Origin of the sequence: Lysinibacillus sp. FJAT-14222, assembly GCF_001278875.1 — a bacterium.
Classification (GTDB): Bacteria; Bacillota; Bacilli; order Bacillales_A; family Planococcaceae; genus Lysinibacillus; species Lysinibacillus agricola.
Genome location: NZ_LIYL01000010.1, coordinates 389,634 through 406,699 on the forward strand (window position 1 = coordinate 389,634; position 17,066 = coordinate 406,699).

Sequence of the window (17,066 nt, forward strand, 5' to 3'; positions counted from 1 at the left end):
ACAATGACTGAAAAGAAACGATATGCAAAAGTTGAACGTACAACAAATGAAACTCAAATTTCAGTAGCTATCGATTTAGATGGTGAAGGAAAAGCGGATATTAAAACAGGTGTTGGCTTTATGGATCACATGCTGGACCTATTTATCAAACATGGTCTTTTTGACGGGACGATACAAGCAAATGGTGATACATATATAGACGATCATCATACAACAGAAGACCTCGGAATTGTATTAGGTCAAGCTATTCGTGAAGCACTCGGTGATAAAAAAGGAATCAAGCGCTACGGCACAGCATTTGTGCCAATGGATGATGCACTTGCACAGGTAGTTGTGGATTGCTCGAATCGTCCGCATTTAGAATATCGTGTACCACAGTTAAAGGGGAAAGTTGGGAATTTCGACACTGAATTAGTACATGAATTTTTGTGGAAGTTTGCGCTTGAGGCTCGGATGAATGTTCATGTCATTGTACCTTATGGACATAATACACATCATATTATTGAAGCTATTTTTAAGGCGTTAGCACGTGCCATTGACGCAGCGGTGGAAATTGATCCACGTGTTAAAGGTGTACCCTCGACTAAGGGGCTGTTAACGTGAAAATAGGTGTTATTGATTATGGCATGGGGAATTTATTTAGTGTCGAGCAGGCATTAAAACGACTTGGCTGTGAGGTAGTTGTCACAGCTGACGAAAAAGTGCTAGATGCAACAGATGCACTGTTGCTTCCAGGTGTTGGAGCATTTCCAGATGCTATCAAACGTTTAGCTGAAACAAATTTAGACCGTTATTTACACAAGGTGAAAGCTGAAAATCGACCACTTCTCGGAATTTGCTTAGGAATGCAATTATTATTTGAGCAAAGTGAAGAAGTGTCACCGACGAAGGGGCTGGGTTTTTTTAAAGGAAGCATTAAACGATTTAGTGGTGACAACGCTGGGCATGCGTATCGAGTACCACATATGGGATGGAATGAGCTCGTAGTGACAAAGCGCCCTTCATGGTTAAAGGGTGAAGTATTGGCAAAGCATGTTTATTTTGTCCACTCATTTTATGCAGCAGATATAGATGAAACAGAGCTTGTCGCATATGCAGATTATCATGGTATTAAGGTTCCTGGTATTGTTGCAAATGGTTCTGTTACTGGAATGCAGTTCCATCCCGAAAAATCAGGTGAACTAGGTGTATATTTATTAGAGCAATGGTTGAAGGGGGTGGCTTCATGTTAACAAAGCGCATTATTCCATGTCTTGATGTGAAAGAGGGGCGTGTTGTAAAAGGTGTACAGTTTGTGTCATTACGTGATGCGGGTGACCCAGTAGAGCTTGCCAAGTTTTATGATGAGCAAGGAGCAGATGAGCTTGTGTTTTTAGATATCTCGGCATCACATGAAGGACGTGAAACAATGGTTGATGTAGTGCGGCAAACTGCAGCTACATTAGCAATTCCATTTACAGTAGGTGGTGGAATTCGTACTTTAGATGATATGAAACGCATTTTACGTGCAGGTGCCGATAAAGTATCAGTGAATACTTCTGCTTTAGAGAGACCAGAGCTCATTAAAGAAGGTTCTGACTTTTTTGGCGCACAATGTATTGTTGTAGCCATTGATGCACGCTATAGTGAAGAAGATGCCACATGGATGGTTTATACGCACGGAGGCCGAAACAAAACAACTTGGCAAGCAACTGAGTGGGCAAAGGAAGCAGTTCGCTTAGGTGCTGGTGAAATTTTATTAACGAGTATGAATCAGGACGGTGAGAAATCAGGTTTTGATTTAGCTTTAACAAAAGCCGTGAGAGAGGCTGTGACAGTTCCTGTAATTGCAAGCGGCGGTGCAGGGAATGCCGAACATTTTTATGAGGTTTTAGCTGAAGATATCGATGCAGATGCAGCACTTGCCGCATCCATCTTTCATTACAAAGAAACGAGCGTAGCACAAGTAAAAGAATACTTACGTGAAAAAGGAGTGGCAGTAAGATGATTGACAGCATTAAATTTGATGATAAAGGTCTTGTCACTGCGGTAGTACAAGATGCTAATACAAAAGAAGTATTAACTGTAGCATATATGAACAAAGAATCCTTGGAGAAAACACTTGAATCAGGTGAAACATGGTTCTTCTCACGTTCACGTCAAGAGCTCTGGCACAAAGGGGCAACAAGTGGTCATACACAAAAAGTTGTGTCGATAAAAGCGGACTGTGACGGTGACGCACTAGTCGTGGAAGTAATTCCTGCTGGTCCGGCTTGCCATAATGGAACAACTTCTTGCTTTACGGAGATAGTTCAGCAAAATGCTAAGGTCGGATCTGTTGAGATTATTTCTAATCTTGTAAATGTCATTGAAAAGCGTGAGCAAGAAATGCCAGAAGGCGCATACACTACATATTTATTCGATAAAGGAATCGATAAAATTTGTAAAAAAGTCGGAGAAGAAGCAACAGAAGTTGTCATAGGTGCGAAAAATCGCGATGCAGAAGAGGTAAAATGGGAGGCTGCCGATTTAATTTACCATCTACTAGTATTATTACAAGAGCAAAAAGTAAGTGTTTATGACGTGTTACATGTGTTGGAAAAACGTCACGAGGAGAAATAACAGCATATCGCTTATTGTATGCTATAATAGAAGTTACTGTGTAAAGGAACGTATCATACGTTCCTTATTTCTTGTTTCGGAGGAAAAAATTTGGAAAAGAAACGTCAAAAAGAGAATCAAACGAATATAGTGTCGTTCATTCCAACAGGCGACTATTATTATAAAAAATCAATTCAAGCAATGAATAGCGGACAAATGAATAAAGCTTATAAATATTTACAGCGAGCAGCTGATTTAAGTCCTGATGATCCAATGATTTTATTGCAATTAGCGATAGTGGAGTTAGAGGGTCAACGTTTCGAGGAAGCGTATGATCTTCTTCGTCGTGCCTATCAGATGGATCCAGATAATCCAGAAATTATTTTTTACATGGCAGAGATTTCTGGATGCGTTGGCATCATACAAGATGCTAAACGCTTTGCAGAGCAATATTTACAAATAGAGCCAGAGGGTGCCTATGCAGATGAAGCGGCTGAAATATTAGAATTTGTTGCTTTTGAGCAGGATGATTTTGAGGAACTTGAAGGTTCTGGAGAAGATTTATATCGGCAGGAACAGGCGAGGCGCTGTATGGAAAAGGGAGATTTCCCTGAAGCTATTAATATTCTAGAAAACTTAATTGAAGAAAGTCCAGATTTTTGGTCAGCCTATAATAATTTAGCTCTTGCCTATTTTTATGTTGGTGAAGCAGAACAGGCGAAAGCCCTTCTAAATACGGTATTACGTGAAAATAAGGGGAACTTACATGCACTTTGTAATTTAACTGTTATTGCGTACTATGAAAAAAATGAAGAAGATTTAAAGGATCTTTTAGAGGTACTGGTAAAAATTCAACCATATACATGGGAACATCGCTATAAGCTGGGGGCTACATTAGCGCTCATTGGACAGTATGATTTAGCATTTAAATGGTTACGTAGCATGCAAAAACGAGGCTATATAGGCGATGCTGGCTTTTACTTTTGGTTATCACATGCAGCATATTTCTCTGGGCATGAAGAAATTTCAAAGAGTACATGGGGGCAGCTACTTGAGCTAGATCCAGATAAAGAAGGCTTTGAACCTTGGCGTCAAGAAGAAAACGAATATGCACTTGATGCACTAGAGCATGACCGTGATTATATAGTGGATAAACTGGAGAGTAGCTATACAAGTGAGCGTATTTTTGGTTTGTTTTTACTGAGCTGTACAGCACATAAACAGGAAATTATTGCGCATCCAAAATGGATAGACGTTGAGCAACTTGATACATTTGAAAAGCTATTCCTAGCTTATGCACTAGGCCATCAATTCGATATGAAAAACAAAGTGGAGGCTAGCTTTTTACGAGCAGTAAGTGTACCAGAAATTTTATTAGAGCAATATGGTAAGCTTACGACGCTGATCGCACCAATGTTCCAAATGTGGTTTGTGCTTTGTGAGCAAGCATTGATTAACAATTATCGTTTTACAAACCCAGCGGCTATTGCAGGAGCAAATGATTATTTATTTCGTTCTTCCCGAATGCTCAAGGTTACCAAAAAAGAGATAGCTCAGCAATACGGAGTATCAGTATCAACATTATCGAAGTATATTGATGAAATTTTAAAGTTTTTACCAAACACTCATAACTAGACTGTGAGCAACATAGTTGAATAACTTTTTACTTTCACATACGATGAACATACTGAAGTTATTATAAAAAAGTAAAAAATCTGTTTAGGGGGAAGTATTTATGTCAGAAGAAAAAATTTATGATGTTGTAATAATTGGTGCAGGTCCGGCTGGTATGACTGCGGCTGTTTATACATCACGTGCCAACCTTTCAACTTTAATGATTGAACGTGGTATCCCTGGCGGACAAATGGCAAGTACGGAAGAAGTAGAAAACTATCCAGGATTTGATACAGTTTTAGGGCCTGAGCTGTCTACAAAAATGTTTGATCATGCTAAGAAGTTTGGTGCAGAGTATGCGTATGGCGATGTAACTGAAATTATTGATGGTGAGGAATATAAAACAATAAAATCAGGTGCTAAAGAATATAAAACACGCGCGATTATTCTTTCTACAGGTGCGGAGTATAAAAAAATGGGCGTGCCTGGCGAAAAAGAACTTGGAGGCCGTGGTGTCAGCTATTGTGCAGTATGTGATGGTGCATTCTTCAAGCAAAAAAATCTTGTTGTCGTAGGTGGCGGGGATTCTGCTGTTGAAGAAGGTGTTTACTTAACTCGCTTCGCTGATAAAGTAACAATTGTGCACCGTCGTGATAAATTACGTGCACAAAAAATTCTCCAAGATCGTGCCTTTGCTAACGAAAAAATTGATTTCATTTGGAATTCAACAGTCAAAGAAATTAATGAGGCAGATGGTAAAGTTGGAAGTGTGACATTACAATCAACTTTAGATGGTACAGAATCTGATTTTGCTGCTGATGGCGTATTTATATACATTGGTATGCTGCCATTAACAAAACCATTTGAGTCTCTAGGTATTTTAAATGATGCTGGTTATATTTTGACAAATGAGAATATGGAAACAACTGTACCAGGAATCTTCGCAGCAGGAGATGTGCGTGAAAAATCACTTCGTCAAATCGTTACAGCGACAGGTGACGGAAGTATTGCAGCACAAGCGGTACAACATTATGTGGAAGAATTATTAGAAAAGATTAATGCTTAAAGTGGATTAATATTGAAACCTGTTCTTGATTAGCTCATCAGCAAAAGTTGTGGACGACATTTGTTAATATGCCATATATATAAGTTGATTGGAGTGGAGGCTGGACGCCCCCAGAAAGCTTTGCTCTGTGCGAAAGCGAAGCGGCAGCTACAAAGGCCCAGTTGGAACGGAAATCAACCCCACGTTATGGTGATGATCCTTTGATTAGATTTTAAGGGAAAAAATACAATTTTAATACTGTTTTAATATTGTTGTAACTTGAATGACATATAAAAGGTGTAATATAAAAAGTGTAATTAGCAATCCCCCTTTTATTTTGTTAGTAGGTTGTTTCCGCCTAAATTAGGTGGAGCAACCTATTTTTGTTGTGAACGAAATTTTTGATTTTTTGTCGCGCAGTTTCATATGTTTGAGTAGAGGCTAAAAACATGGTTCGCAGAAGTATTAGTGAAGTTGAAATTACCATGCACCTAAAGTTCTGAATGGAGGACAAACATTGTTTGGTCTTGCTATAATGAAAGATAGAATGCAAAAGTGATTAGAGGTGTGCCTATGCAAAGAATTGCAAATTTAATAGCCGTAAAAGACGGTCAAGTATTATTACTTCAGAAGCCAAGACGTGGCTGGTACGTAGCTCCTGGCGGTAAAATGGAGAGCGGTGAGTCGATCTATGAGGCTGCAGTACGTGAGTTTCAGGAAGAAACAAATGTCACACCATTAAATGTTCATTTAAAGGGTGTTTATACGATGATTATTAAAGAAAATAATGAGGTAGTTGACGAATGGATGCTTTATACATTTGTTGCAAAGGATATAGAAGGTGTACCGTTTGAAGAAACTAGAGAAGGCAAACTTGCATGGCACCCAGTAGAGGATTTGAAACATTTGCCAATGGCTGAAGGTGATCGAACAAATTTACAATTTGCCATCTCACAATCAGGCATTCAGTACGGTACGTTTGAATATACAACTGATTTTGAATTACTTCATGAGAAAATACAAATATCAATAGAACAATAAAGGAGCTGCATGACAGTGGTGGTTGAAGGCCAAAAAAGTACACATGAATTGGTTATTATTACAGGAATGTCTGGAGCTGGGAAAACAGTAGCTATTCAAAGCTTTGAAGATTTAGGTTATTACTGTATTGATAATTTACCACCAGCGTTACTCACAACATTTTTAGCCTTACTCAGGGATTCAGGTAAAAATTTTACACGTATTGCAGCTGTCATGGATATGCGTGGTGGCGACTTTTTTGATTCTCTTATTGGCGCCCTCGACCATATACTCAAAGAAGGCGACATTGTTGCACGAATTTTATTTTTAGATGCAGATGATGCAACTTTAGTTAGACGTTATAAGGAAACGAGACGTGCACATCCAATGGCTGTAAATGGTTTACCGTTAGACGGCATTAAACAAGAACGGAAGCTTTTATCGGAAGTAAAGGGGCGCGCTAAATTTGTCTATAATACATCTAACATGAAGCCCAAAGAGCTACGTGAAAAAATCGTTAAAGAATTTTCTAGTGGTGCCGATAATATTTTTTCAGTAAACATCATGTCTTTTGGATTTAAGCATGGTATGCCGATAGATGCAGATTTAGTGTTCGATGTTCGTTTTTTAAAAAATCCATATTATGTAGAAGAGCTGCGCCATAAAACGGGTCTACAAACTGAGGTATCTTCTTATGTTTTGGCACTTGAGGATACGCAAACACTCATTCAAAAATTAACGGATCTGTTTGAATTTATGATCCCTCTCTATAGACAAGAGGGTAAATCACAACTTGTTATTGCTTTTGGTTGTACTGGTGGACAGCATCGTTCGGTAACATTAGCAGAATATTTTGGAGCATATTTAACAGGGAAAGAAAAAACTGTTATAACACATCGTGACATCAATCGTAGAAAGGATTGAGTGAATGGGAAAGAAGCGAACAAAGCTTGTTGTAATAGGTGGTGGTACTGGGCTCTCTACATTACTACGAGGGCTCAAGCACCACCCATTTGATATTACTGCAATTGTAACAGTAGCTGATGACGGTGGTTCTTCAGGACGCTTACGGGATGACTACGATATTCCACCTCCTGGTGATGTCCGTAATGTTATCGCGGCGTTATCGGATGTTGAGCCACTTGTTGAGCAAATGTTTCAATATCGATTTTCAGCCTCAGAAGATTTACGTGGGCATTCATTAGGTAATTTAATGTTGACGGCTTTAACTGATATTACCGGAGATTTTAACCATGCTATTAGTGAAATGGGAAAGGTATTAAAGGTTCATGGTCGCGTCATACCAGCAGCTAATAAAAAGATTAATTTACATGCAGAGCTTGAGGACGGTTCAGTTATTGAAGGTGAATCTAAAATTCCAACGGCTAAAAAACGAATTAGTCGTGTTTTTTTAGTGCCTGAAAACGTGCAACCGTTACCAGAGGCTATTCGAGCAATCAATCGTGCTGACTATATTTTAATTGGTCCGGGAAGTTTATATACAAGTATTATTCCAAACCTTCTTGTAAAAGGAATTGGGGAAGCTATTGCAAAGGCAAAAGGAAGAAAAATTTACGTTTGTAATTTAATGACTCAAAAAGGTGAAACTATTTCCTATACAGCAGGTGACCATGTTCAAGCTTTATACAAGCATGTTGGAGATTCCTTTATTGATTCTATTTTAGTAAATGATGTAAAACTACCTCATCCTGTAAAAGAGCTTTATAAGGAAGAATGTGCTGAGCCAGTAACATTTGACGTTGCAAAGCTTGAAAGTATGGAATTAGAGGTTATCCAACGAGATATTGCCACAATTCGCCCAGATGGGACGGTTCGTCATAATTCAGCAAACGTTGCAAAATGGCTTGTAGATTACGCAAATATCTATAAACAAAAAATAAGTGAACCAATAATAGAATCATAAAGCGCTTATTGTATATGATAAGATGAACATATACATAGAACTAAAGGTTGAAAGGGGGGCGTGATATGTCTTTTGCTTCTGAAACTAAAAAGGAATTGACCCAAATAGAAGCGGACAATCATTGTATGAAAGCAGAAGTATCTGCCCTAATTCGTATGAATGGTTCATTATCCTTTGCTAATAAACAGTTAAGCTTAGACGTACAAACTGAAAACGCTGCAATCGCAAGAAGACTTTATACGATTATGAAAAAGTTATATCCGTATAATGTAGAGCTACTTGTTCGAAAAAAAATGCGTTTGAAAAAAAACAACGTATACATTTGCCGTGTAAGAGAAGGTGCGCGTGAGCTATTAATTGATTTAGAAATCATCTCAGACGACTTTCAATTTAATCATACTATTTCTCGAGAGCTCATTAAAAAGGGTGGTCAAAAAAGAGCGTATTTACGAGGCGCATTTTTAGCAGGTGGCTCTGTCAACAATCCAGAAACATCAGCCTACCATTTAGAAATTTATTCATTATATAAAGAGCATGGCGAGGCTTTAATGGACTTGATGAATGAATTTGAGCTAAATGCAAAAACAATTGAACGAAAAAAAGGCTTTGTAACCTATTTAAAAGAAGCAGAAAAAATTTCTGATTTCCTAAATATTGTTGGAGCACATCAAGCGATGATGAAATTTGAAGACGTTCGTATATTGCGAGACATGCGAAATAGTGTTAATCGAATTGTCAACTGTGAAACAGCAAATCTGAATAAAACAATAGGTGCAGCATTACGTCAGGTAGAGAATATTCGATTTATTGAAAATTCCATTGGCCTAGATCAATTGCCAGAAAAGCTTCGTGAAATTGCACGATTACGAGTAGAATATCAGGATGTAACGCTAAAAGAACTTGGTGAAATGGTATCAAGTGGAACGGTCAGTAAATCAGGTGTTAATCACAGACTGCGGAAAATCGATGAAATTGCCGATGCATTAAGACAGGGTGAAAAAATTGATGGTTAAATTTTCATACTTTTCAGGTATGAATGTAATGCGTAATCGCGTATTGTTCTTTTGCTAGTAAGTAAGGTAATATAAAACTAATAAGATGAACGGGAGTAAAGGGGAGTTTTAAGAATGACCGAGAGAAGAGTCCATGTAAAATTAAAATTAGGACTACAGGCTAGACAAGCAGCGCTATTTGTACAAGAAGCGAATCGTTTTAACGCAGATGTCTTTCTTGAGAAAGACGAGAAAAAAGTAAATGCCAAATCCATTATGGGTGTTATGAGCTTAGCTATTGCCAAAGGAACAGAGGTTGTTCTTAGTAGTGACGGTAACGATGCTGAGCAAGCGGTTACAGCATTGGCAGCACTAATCGAAAAAGAAGATTAAAAAAACTAAAGATGCAAAGACTGTCCAAGAAGTAAAACTTACATATTGGGCAGTTTTTTTGCGCTTTTACACAGCAAAAACAGATTCTATCATCTAATTTTAAATAATGGAAAATGCCCGCCGCTTCAATGGCCGAAGCGACGGAAAGAAGATCAGCCGATGGAAAGAAAGGCCGAAGCGACGGAAAGAAGAGCCGGAATGACGGAAAGAAAGGCCGAAGCGACGGAAAGAAGAGCCAGAATGACGGAAAGAAGAGCCAGAGCGACGGAAAGAAAGAGAGTCGACGGAAAGAGGAGTCAGAGCGACGGAAAGAAAGGCTGAAGCGACGGAAAGAAAGGCTGAAGCGACGGAAAGAAAGGCCGAAGCGACGGAAAGAAGAGCCGAAGTGGCGGAAAGAAAAGAAGTCGACGGAAAGAAGAGTCAGAGCGACGGAAAGAAAAGCCAGAGCGACGGAAAGAAGAGCCAGAGCGACGGAAAGAAGAGCCGAAGTGGCGGAAAGAAAAGAAGTCGACGGAAAGAGGAGTCAGAGCGACGGAAAGAAGAGTCAGAGCGACGGAAAGAAGAGTCAGAGCGACGGAAAGAAGAGTCAGAGCAACGGAAAGAAAAGCCAGAATGACGGAAAGAAAGGCCGAATCGACGGATAGAAGAACCAAAGCAGATAGAACCATACATTCTCGATGTAGAACCAAAAAAGACATCTCAGAAATAAATCTGGGATGCCTTTAATTATTTATTATTTACGGTCGCTACGATCCATAATATGGTCGATTAAGCCGTATTCTTTTGCACGTTCAGCAGTCATGAAGTTATCGCGATCTGTATCTCTTGCAATAACATCAAGTGGTTGACCAGTGCGTTCTGATAAAATACCATTTAATTTTTCACGTAAGAATAAAATACGTTTTGCAGCGATTTCGATTTCAGTTGCCTGACCTTGTGCACCGCCAAGAGGTTGGTGAATCATTACTTCAGCATTCGGTAATGCGAAGCGTTTACCAGGTTCACCAGCAGAAAGTAGGAAAGCACCCATAGATGCTGCCATACCAATACAAATTGTTTGTACTTGTGGCTTAATAATTTGCATTGTGTCATAAATTGCCATACCTGCAGTGATAGATCCACCTGGTGAGTTAATGTAAAGAGAGATATCTTTATCTGGATCTTCTGCTTGTAGGAATAGAAGTTGAGCAACAATTGAGTTAGCAACGTTGTCGTCAATCGCACTTCCTAGTAGGATAATACGGTCTTTTAGTAGTCGTGAATAGATGTCATACGCACGTTCACCACGACTTGTTTGTTCAATAACTGTAGGAATTAAATTCATGTTAAATCCTCCTTAAAAAAACTAAATTCGAATACCTTTGCTGAAAACATCCGTTGTGTTTCAGCTGTATCCTTATCATACACATTATAGTCAGGGAAGGTCAAATATTAACCCTGCTATTAAATAAAAAAAAAAATTAAATGTTTTGCATTCTATGGTTGAAATATGAGCAATACGTTTGTATAATTGATAAGGTCATAAGTTAAAGTACAGTACACTATTTTGCAGGTATGCTTCAAATGAGGGTTATCTACATCATGCTTTTCATAAAGCCTTGAGTGAGTGCTTTTTTTTTTGTTCAATGCCCTCGTGGTGTAATGGATAACACGTAAGATTCCGGTTCTTGCACTGGGGGTTCGATTCCCTCCGAGGGCGCCATTTTACTGATTATTTAGTATATTTTTATAGCTCGATTCTCCTAATAAGTAGTTTAGCAGCCTGCTTAGTGGAGAAAGAGAGGAAAGATGGTAGGAATACTGCCTAGTTGGCATTATTCCCATATTTTAGCCTTTCAAACCTTCAAAAAAAGCAACAACTCCAAATTATTTTTTAGTGAACATACTGTGCGTGAAGACTAGTATATTAGTCGGAAAAAGAATCCTATCTGAGGGGATTCTTTTTTTTTTTTGCAAAATCTATCTAATATTAGCATTGTTCATGAATGTATAAATATTCATTTTTGGTACTGTTTTCATTTATTCATGCCGTTTTATTCTAAAAAACCCAACTAAAATAAATTTTTATGAAAGAATGATTACTTTTATACGAAATGTTGTTGTCTAAAGAGAATAATGTCACTATAATTGACCTAATAGTCTAATATTTCCGAATTGCTTAAAATATTAATTATATTTCGGAAAATAATCGAATTAGGGGGAAGTAGCAATGAAAAGAAATTTATCTATGTTACTTATGATTGTAGCAGCATTTGCGCTGGTCTTAGCAGGCTGCGGCGCAAAAGACAAGACATCATCTGGTAGCGTGGCATCTGAAGAAGGTGGAAATAGTAAGAAAGTTTATAAGGTAGGAACAGAAGCGACGTTTGCACCATTTGAATCGCTTGACGATAAAGGAAAAGTCGTAGGCCTTGATGTCGATATTTTGCAAGCGATTGCTGATGAAATGGATTTTGAAGTGGAATGGCAAAATATTGGTTGGGAGCCTGTGTTCCAAACAATAAAAAATGGTGAAACAGATATCGGGGCAGCGGGGATCTCAGTAAATAAAGAGCGTAAAGAAACGTTTGACTTTACAGAGCCATATTATGAATCGCAATTATTAATCGTTGTAAAAGAAGATTCAAAGATTAAATCTTTAGCTGATTTAAAAGATAAAAAGATTTCAGTACAAATTAATGCTACAGGTCATCAAGCTGCGAAAAAGCTACAAGGTGCATCAAGTCCAAATATTATGGCGTTTGAAAATCAGCCAGTTGCTATTAAAGAAATGCTAAATGGTAATGTGGATGCTACGATCGGGGATAATGCGGTAATTTATGAATATATTAAAGCTCATCCAAAAGAGAAGCTTAAAGTAATCGAAGATGATGCATTTGAAAAAGAATACTATGGATTTATGGTTCAGAAGGGGAATACAGAACTTTTAAACAAATTAAATGAAGGTCTGAAAAAAATTAAAGAAAACGGTAAATTAAAAGAAATTACAGGCAAAGACTTTAAGTAATAAACGACTGCATGATGCCACTAGCATTGTTATGCTAGCGGCTCATTTAATTTTTTTCAGCGGGTGTCCGAACGCCTGTACCTGTCGCTACGCTTTCGGCACAAAAGACACCTGCTGAAATAGAGGAACTCAGTTTAAGAACGCCACGTCCTGTGGCAACGACTGAGTGACCAACATCATGTTGTTGCTGACGCTTCGCTTTCGCACAGACAAAACCTTTTGCTGTCGCTTTGCTTTCGCACAGAAAACATTTGTTGGCCTAAAGCCTCCGGCGGATGTCACGGAATCAAGCATAAAGCCGATTCCAGACGCAATTATACCGAGGCATAATTGATTTTTTAAAGGGGAAGTGGGTTTTCGGATGGACATCTTTGACTTACGCTGGGACATTGTCTGGAACTACCGTGATATGTTTATACGTGGTATTGGTGTGACGCTAATTTTAACACTCAGTGGTTATTTTGGCGGAATATTTTTAGGGCTATTTTTAGGACTTGGAAAAGTATCGACTAGAAAATGGATTTATTGGCCATGTAAGCTGTATGTAGATTTATTCCGTGGGACACCGATGCTTGTACAAATTTTATTAATTCACTTAGCGTTGATACCAACAATTTTTGGACATTCATTAGGCTATATGGTTTCAGGGATTACGGCGCTTATCTTAAACTGTGCGGCATACAATGCAGAAATTTTTCGCGCGGGTATTCAAAGTATTGCTAAAGGACAGATGGAGGCAGCTCGTTCTCTTGGCTTAACGCATAACCAAGCGATGCGAAAAGTTGTTTTACCACAAGCTTTTAGACGTATGATTCCGCCGTTAGGCAATGAATTTATTGCTTTATTAAAAGACTCATCTTTGGTAACCGTTATTGCGGCACCAGATATTTTATATGCAAGTAAGATCGTAGCCGGAGCTAGCTATCGTTTCTGGGAACCATATATAGTTGCGGCGTTGCTATATTTAATTTTAACGTATGGTGTAACGAAGATTGTAGCGTTTATCGAAAAACGATTTAGTAATAGCTATGTCCCTCGTAAGGCAGAAGGGCGGGAAGCGCGATGATTAAAATTGAGAATTTACACAAATATTTTGACAAACTGGAAGTATTAAAAGGCATTGATTATGAAATACAAGAAAAGCAAGTTGTCTGTGTTATTGGTCCATCAGGCTCAGGGAAAAGTACATTTTTACGTTGCATCAATATGCTAGAAGAAGTAACAGATGGTGCGATTTATATCGAGAATGTGAAGATTAATGATCCGAAAACAAATATTAATGCTATTCGAGCAGAAGTGGGCATGGTGTTTCAACAATTTAATTTATTCCCGCATATGACAGTCATAGACAATGTGACGATGGCTCCGATGCAAATCCGTAAAATGAGTAGGACAGAAGCGGAAGCACTTGGACATGAACTCTTAAAAAAGGTTGGTCTTGATAGTAAGGCATTTAATTATCCTGAGCAACTTTCGGGTGGTCAGCAGCAACGTGTTGCCATAGCCCGTGCTTTAGCAATGAAACCAAAAGCCATTTTATTTGATGAACCTACTTCAGCACTAGACCCTGAAATGGTAAAAGAAGTATTAGATGTAATGAAAAATTTAGCAGCTGAAGGTATGACCATGATAGTGGTGACACATGAAATGGGCTTTGCACGTGAAGTTGGAGATCGTGTTGTCTTTATGGATGGTGGCTATATTGTCGAAGAGGGAACGCCTGAGGAAATTTTTAGTAATACACAAAATGAACGAACGAAAGCATTTTTAGGAAAAGTTTTATAGTTCATTAAAAGGACAGCCCCTATGTAATAGTACATCACATAGGGGCTACTCTTTTTTATAATTAATGAAGGGGATTTGTTGTAGTGCCGTATGCATTAAGCATCGTATGCATATCCTGTTGAGAAAATTGAGGTACTTGATAATAGCCATGCATATTTTGGTAAATAGATAATTCGTATGCCATTTCAATGCAGTTGGGAATACTATCTGCAATAACACGACGAACAACAGGGTTTGTAGTTTCTGTTGCTGATGCAGTCATACCTTTTGCCACACCTTTTTGAGCGCCGAGTAAGAAGCCAGAAATAGCTTCATCGTTAAGCTCATTTGCATTTTGCATCGGCTTTTTTGGTTGGCCAGGATTCATTCCATATTTAAAATTATTTCCTGTCTCCATTTGATAGCGACCTGTAGGAACAGATGGATCATGGCCTGTGTTATAAGATTCCACAATAGTGTTATACATACCTAATGTGAAATTATATTGGCGATCCAAAATGCTAAGCAACTCGGTGTCCTTAACATGTGGACGTAAAACAATGGATTGATTCATACCAGCAATGATTGCACCGATTGTTTCATGCAAGTCCATTTGCTCATGTCCACCATGATTCAGGCTTTGTTGTTGGTTGAATGATGTTTGGTTTGATGATTCGTTTTGAAACGATTGTGTCAAAAAAAGCGCCTCCTAAATATCATAGTTATAGTTTGTTACAGTATTAAGTATGGCACGTTAGATAAATTTCATACGGTATTAATGCATTTGCATATATGTAGAATAGAGATGTTTTTTTGCTACACATTAGTGGTAAGGAAAAGAAAGCGAAGGAGGTTATAAAATTGAAAAAAATATTTGGACCTATAGGAATTATCGTTATAATTCTTGTTGTATTGGCCTTACTATTTATTCCAAAATACAATAGCCTTGTAACAGCCGAGGAAAGCGTTGATTCGAAATGGGCTCAGGTTGAAAATCAGCTACAACGTCGCTACGATTTGATCCCGAACTTAGTAGAATCTGTAAAAGGATATACCAACCATGAGAAAGAAGTTATTGCTAGTATTACAGAGGCACGTGCACAAATGGGAAGTGCACAAAGTCCAAAGGAACAGGCAGTTGCCAATGATGCATTGAACGGAGCACTTAGTCGATTGCTAGTTGTCGTGGAAAATTATCCGGATTTAAAGGCAGATGCAAATTTCCGTCAATTAATGGATGAATTAGCTGGAACAGAAAACCGCTTAGCAGTCGCTCGAGAAGATTACAACAATGAAGTACAGGCTTTTAATAAAACAGTCAAACGTTTCCCAGGCAATTTAATGGCAGGGATGTTCGGTTTTGAACAGAAAGAATATTTCAAAGCAGCTGCTGGTGCTGAAAGGGCACCATCTATAGATTTTAGTAATTCAGGTAAACAATAATGAAACGTTTTATTGTACAATTTGCAATCGTTTGTTGCATGTGTATTCTATCTATTGGAATTGCAAACGCAGCAATGCCTACACCAATGAAAAATACGTATATTCATGATTTTGCCAATGTTTTATCTGCATCCGTGAAGGAAGAGCTCAATCATTATTCAGAGCAGCTAGACAAAGGCACAGGTGCTGAGATTATGATCGTAACAGTAGATAACATTAATGGGCAAGAGCCAAAAATGTATGCAACAAAAATGATTCGTTCATGGGGCATTGGTGATGCAGAAAAAAATAACGGTGTCTTAATACTAGCAACATTTGGGCAAGGCGAAGGCAAAAATGATGTCGTTATTGCTGTAGGTCAAGGTCTCGAAGGAGCTTTACCAGACGGGAAGCTTGGGCGTATTTTAGATACAGCATTTTATCCAAATGCAAGTGCTGGAGACATTGATAAGGCATTTAAAGCAACGTATGCTGAAGTATTTCAAACTGTCGCACAAGAATATAATTGGGATGGAGAGATACCTGAAAATACAGCTGACGATGAAGAAATGCCAACGTGGATGATTATTTTAATCGTTATCATAGTACTTATTTTCTATACATTTATTTCTAACGGAAGAGGAGGAGGGCCTCGTTCAGGTGGACGTGGCGGTTTTCCAGGTGGTTTTGGTGGCGGCTTTGGCAGTAGTGGCTCTAGAGGCGGCGGTAGCTTTGGTGGTTTCGGAGGAGGCTCATCAGCTGGTGGCGGAGCTAGTCGAAAATTTTAATATACACAAAAAGTGAACTGATGGCAGTTCACTTTTTTATTGGTTTAAAAGGTAATTTTATATAATTATTATCAATTATTGACAAAAGGACTAAAATTGTTATAATTTAATTGTATCGACAAGCGATATAACGTGGACTGATATAAGGAGGAATTAATTTGAATAAAAAATTTTTATCAGCATCTTTAGCGGTTATTTTAACAACTTCAGCGGTCTTGCCTGTTTCAATGCAGGAAGTTCGTGCTGCTAATGAAACTAGCAGTCAAGTAGAAGTAATAAAGAAACGTTTATCTGCAAAGGATTTTCTAGATTTAACTATTACAGCTCTAACATTCCAACATGGATCAGAGACAATGCGTCAACAAATCATTGATACGTGGGTAAAAGGCGAAGAATTAAAAAATTTAAGTGCGAGAATTAAACGTGATGAAGCAGCACGTATTTTAGTAAGAGCTTTAAATAAAGAGGAAAAAGAAAAAACACTTGCTGAGTATCAAGAAAAAGCCAATAAGCTTGG

Annotated in this window: 20 protein-coding genes, 1 tRNA gene and 1 pseudogene; 19 read left to right on the plus strand and 3 right to left on the minus strand. The window is 38.3% G+C overall.

Annotated elements, in window-relative coordinates:
• Window positions 1–3 precede the first annotated feature (3 nt).
• The 12 genes from hisB to AN161_RS30315 all read left to right on the plus strand — a co-directional run bounded on the left by hisB (window position 4) and on the right by AN161_RS30315 (window position 10,212).
• A complete protein-coding gene (gene hisB, locus AN161_RS05750) occupies window positions 4–603 on the plus strand; it encodes an imidazoleglycerol-phosphate dehydratase HisB (RefSeq protein WP_053593400.1) in 600 nt (199 codons plus the stop codon).
• A complete protein-coding gene (hisH, locus tag AN161_RS05755) occupies window positions 600–1,232 on the plus strand; it encodes an imidazole glycerol phosphate synthase subunit HisH (RefSeq protein WP_053593401.1) in 633 nt (210 codons plus the stop codon). Before hisB ends, hisH begins: the two co-directional genes overlap by 4 nt.
• Entirely contained in the window at window positions 1,226–1,987 is a 762-nt protein-coding gene (hisF, locus tag AN161_RS05760; protein ID WP_053593402.1) for an imidazole glycerol phosphate synthase subunit HisF, read from the plus strand. The genes hisH and hisF overlap by 7 nt, the downstream gene beginning before the upstream one ends.
• Window positions 1,984–2,601: a bifunctional phosphoribosyl-AMP cyclohydrolase/phosphoribosyl-ATP diphosphatase HisIE gene (gene hisIE, locus AN161_RS05765; protein ID WP_053593403.1), complete on the plus strand. Its 618-nt coding sequence runs from the start codon at window positions 1,984–1,986 to the stop codon at window positions 2,599–2,601. The genes hisF and hisIE overlap by 4 nt, the downstream gene beginning before the upstream one ends.
• A gap of 90 nt (window positions 2,602–2,691) precedes the next feature.
• Complete coding sequence (locus AN161_RS05770; RefSeq protein ID WP_053593404.1) at window positions 2,692–4,215, plus strand: tetratricopeptide repeat protein; 1,524 nt, start codon at window positions 2,692–2,694, stop codon at window positions 4,213–4,215.
• A gap of 100 nt (window positions 4,216–4,315) precedes the next feature.
• Entirely contained in the window at window positions 4,316–5,260 is a 945-nt protein-coding gene (gene trxB, locus AN161_RS05775; protein ID WP_053593405.1) for a thioredoxin-disulfide reductase, read from the plus strand.
• Between the two features lie 552 nt (window positions 5,261–5,812).
• Window positions 5,813–6,280 (plus strand): 8-oxo-dGTP diphosphatase, encoded by a 468-nt coding sequence (locus tag AN161_RS05780; protein ID WP_053593406.1) that lies wholly within the window; start codon window positions 5,813–5,815, stop codon window positions 6,278–6,280.
• Window positions 6,281–6,289: 9 nt separating this feature from the next.
• The gene (gene rapZ / locus AN161_RS05785; RefSeq protein ID WP_053593407.1) at window positions 6,290–7,183 is read left to right on the plus strand and encodes an RNase adapter RapZ; all 894 of its coding nucleotides are present in this window, start codon (window positions 6,290–6,292) and stop codon (window positions 7,181–7,183) included.
• Between the two features lie 4 nt (window positions 7,184–7,187).
• Entirely contained in the window at window positions 7,188–8,183 is a 996-nt protein-coding gene (locus AN161_RS05790) for a YvcK family protein (RefSeq protein ID WP_053593408.1), read from the plus strand.
• Window positions 8,184–8,248: 65 nt separating this feature from the next.
• Entirely contained in the window at window positions 8,249–9,196 is a 948-nt protein-coding gene (whiA, locus tag AN161_RS05795) for a DNA-binding protein WhiA (RefSeq protein ID WP_053593409.1), read from the plus strand.
• Window positions 9,197–9,310: 114 nt separating this feature from the next.
• A complete protein-coding gene (locus tag AN161_RS05800) occupies window positions 9,311–9,568 on the plus strand; it encodes an HPr family phosphocarrier protein (protein ID WP_053593410.1) in 258 nt (85 codons plus the stop codon).
• Window positions 9,569–9,696: 128 nt separating this feature from the next.
• Entirely contained in the window at window positions 9,697–10,212 is a 516-nt protein-coding gene (locus AN161_RS30315) for a hypothetical protein (RefSeq protein ID WP_143114632.1), read from the plus strand.
• Between the two features lie 89 nt (window positions 10,213–10,301).
• Here the strand turns inward: AN161_RS30315 and clpP are convergent, their stop codons facing one another.
• On the minus strand, window positions 10,302–10,892 hold the full coding sequence (clpP, locus tag AN161_RS05810) for an ATP-dependent Clp endopeptidase proteolytic subunit ClpP (RefSeq protein ID WP_053593412.1): 591 nt from the start codon (window positions 10,890–10,892) through the stop codon (window positions 10,302–10,304).
• Window positions 10,893–11,195: 303 nt separating this feature from the next.
• Here clpP and AN161_RS05815 point away from each other — a divergent pair.
• Both AN161_RS05815 and AN161_RS05820 read left to right on the plus strand, forming a co-directional pair.
• A tRNA-Arg gene (locus tag AN161_RS05815) sits at window positions 11,196–11,270 on the plus strand.
• A gap of 507 nt (window positions 11,271–11,777) precedes the next feature.
• Complete coding sequence (locus AN161_RS05820) at window positions 11,778–12,575, plus strand: basic amino acid ABC transporter substrate-binding protein (RefSeq protein WP_053593413.1); 798 nt, start codon at window positions 11,778–11,780, stop codon at window positions 12,573–12,575.
• 129 nt (window positions 12,576–12,704) lie between these two features.
• On the opposite strand, the gene AN161_RS29485 is transcribed toward AN161_RS05820, so the two are convergent.
• Window positions 12,705–12,869 carry a hypothetical protein gene (locus AN161_RS29485; protein ID WP_158002984.1) on the minus strand — a complete coding sequence of 55 codons (165 nt, stop codon included), beginning with the start codon at window positions 12,867–12,869 and terminating at the stop codon, window positions 12,705–12,707.
• Window positions 12,870–12,936: 67 nt separating this feature from the next.
• On the opposite strand from AN161_RS29485, the gene AN161_RS05825 reads away from it, so the two are divergent.
• Both AN161_RS05825 and AN161_RS05830 read left to right on the plus strand, forming a co-directional pair.
• Window positions 12,937–13,641: an amino acid ABC transporter permease gene (locus AN161_RS05825; RefSeq protein ID WP_053593414.1), complete on the plus strand. Its 705-nt coding sequence runs from the start codon at window positions 12,937–12,939 to the stop codon at window positions 13,639–13,641.
• A complete protein-coding gene (locus AN161_RS05830) occupies window positions 13,638–14,360 on the plus strand; it encodes an amino acid ABC transporter ATP-binding protein (protein WP_053593415.1) in 723 nt (240 codons plus the stop codon). Before AN161_RS05825 ends, AN161_RS05830 begins: the two co-directional genes overlap by 4 nt.
• Window positions 14,361–14,421: 61 nt before the next feature.
• On the opposite strand, the gene AN161_RS05835 is transcribed toward AN161_RS05830, so the two are convergent.
• Window positions 14,422–15,036, minus strand: coding sequence for a spore coat protein (locus AN161_RS05835; protein ID WP_053593416.1), 615 nt, complete (start codon window positions 15,034–15,036; stop codon window positions 14,422–14,424).
• 164 nt (window positions 15,037–15,200) lie between these two features.
• Here AN161_RS05835 and AN161_RS05840 point away from each other — a divergent pair, with 164 nt between their 5' ends.
• From AN161_RS05840 to AN161_RS05850, 3 genes and pseudogenes are all read left to right on the plus strand, one after another.
• Window positions 15,201–15,782 (plus strand): LemA family protein, encoded by a 582-nt coding sequence (locus AN161_RS05840; RefSeq protein ID WP_053593417.1) that lies wholly within the window; start codon window positions 15,201–15,203, stop codon window positions 15,780–15,782.
• Entirely contained in the window at window positions 15,782–16,549 is a 768-nt protein-coding gene (locus AN161_RS05845) for a TPM domain-containing protein (RefSeq protein ID WP_053593418.1), read from the plus strand. Before AN161_RS05840 ends, AN161_RS05845 begins: the two co-directional genes overlap by 1 nt.
• Window positions 16,550–16,707: 158 nt before the next feature.
• Window positions 16,708–17,066, plus strand: a pseudogene (locus AN161_RS05850) (S9 family peptidase); the annotation flags it as partial.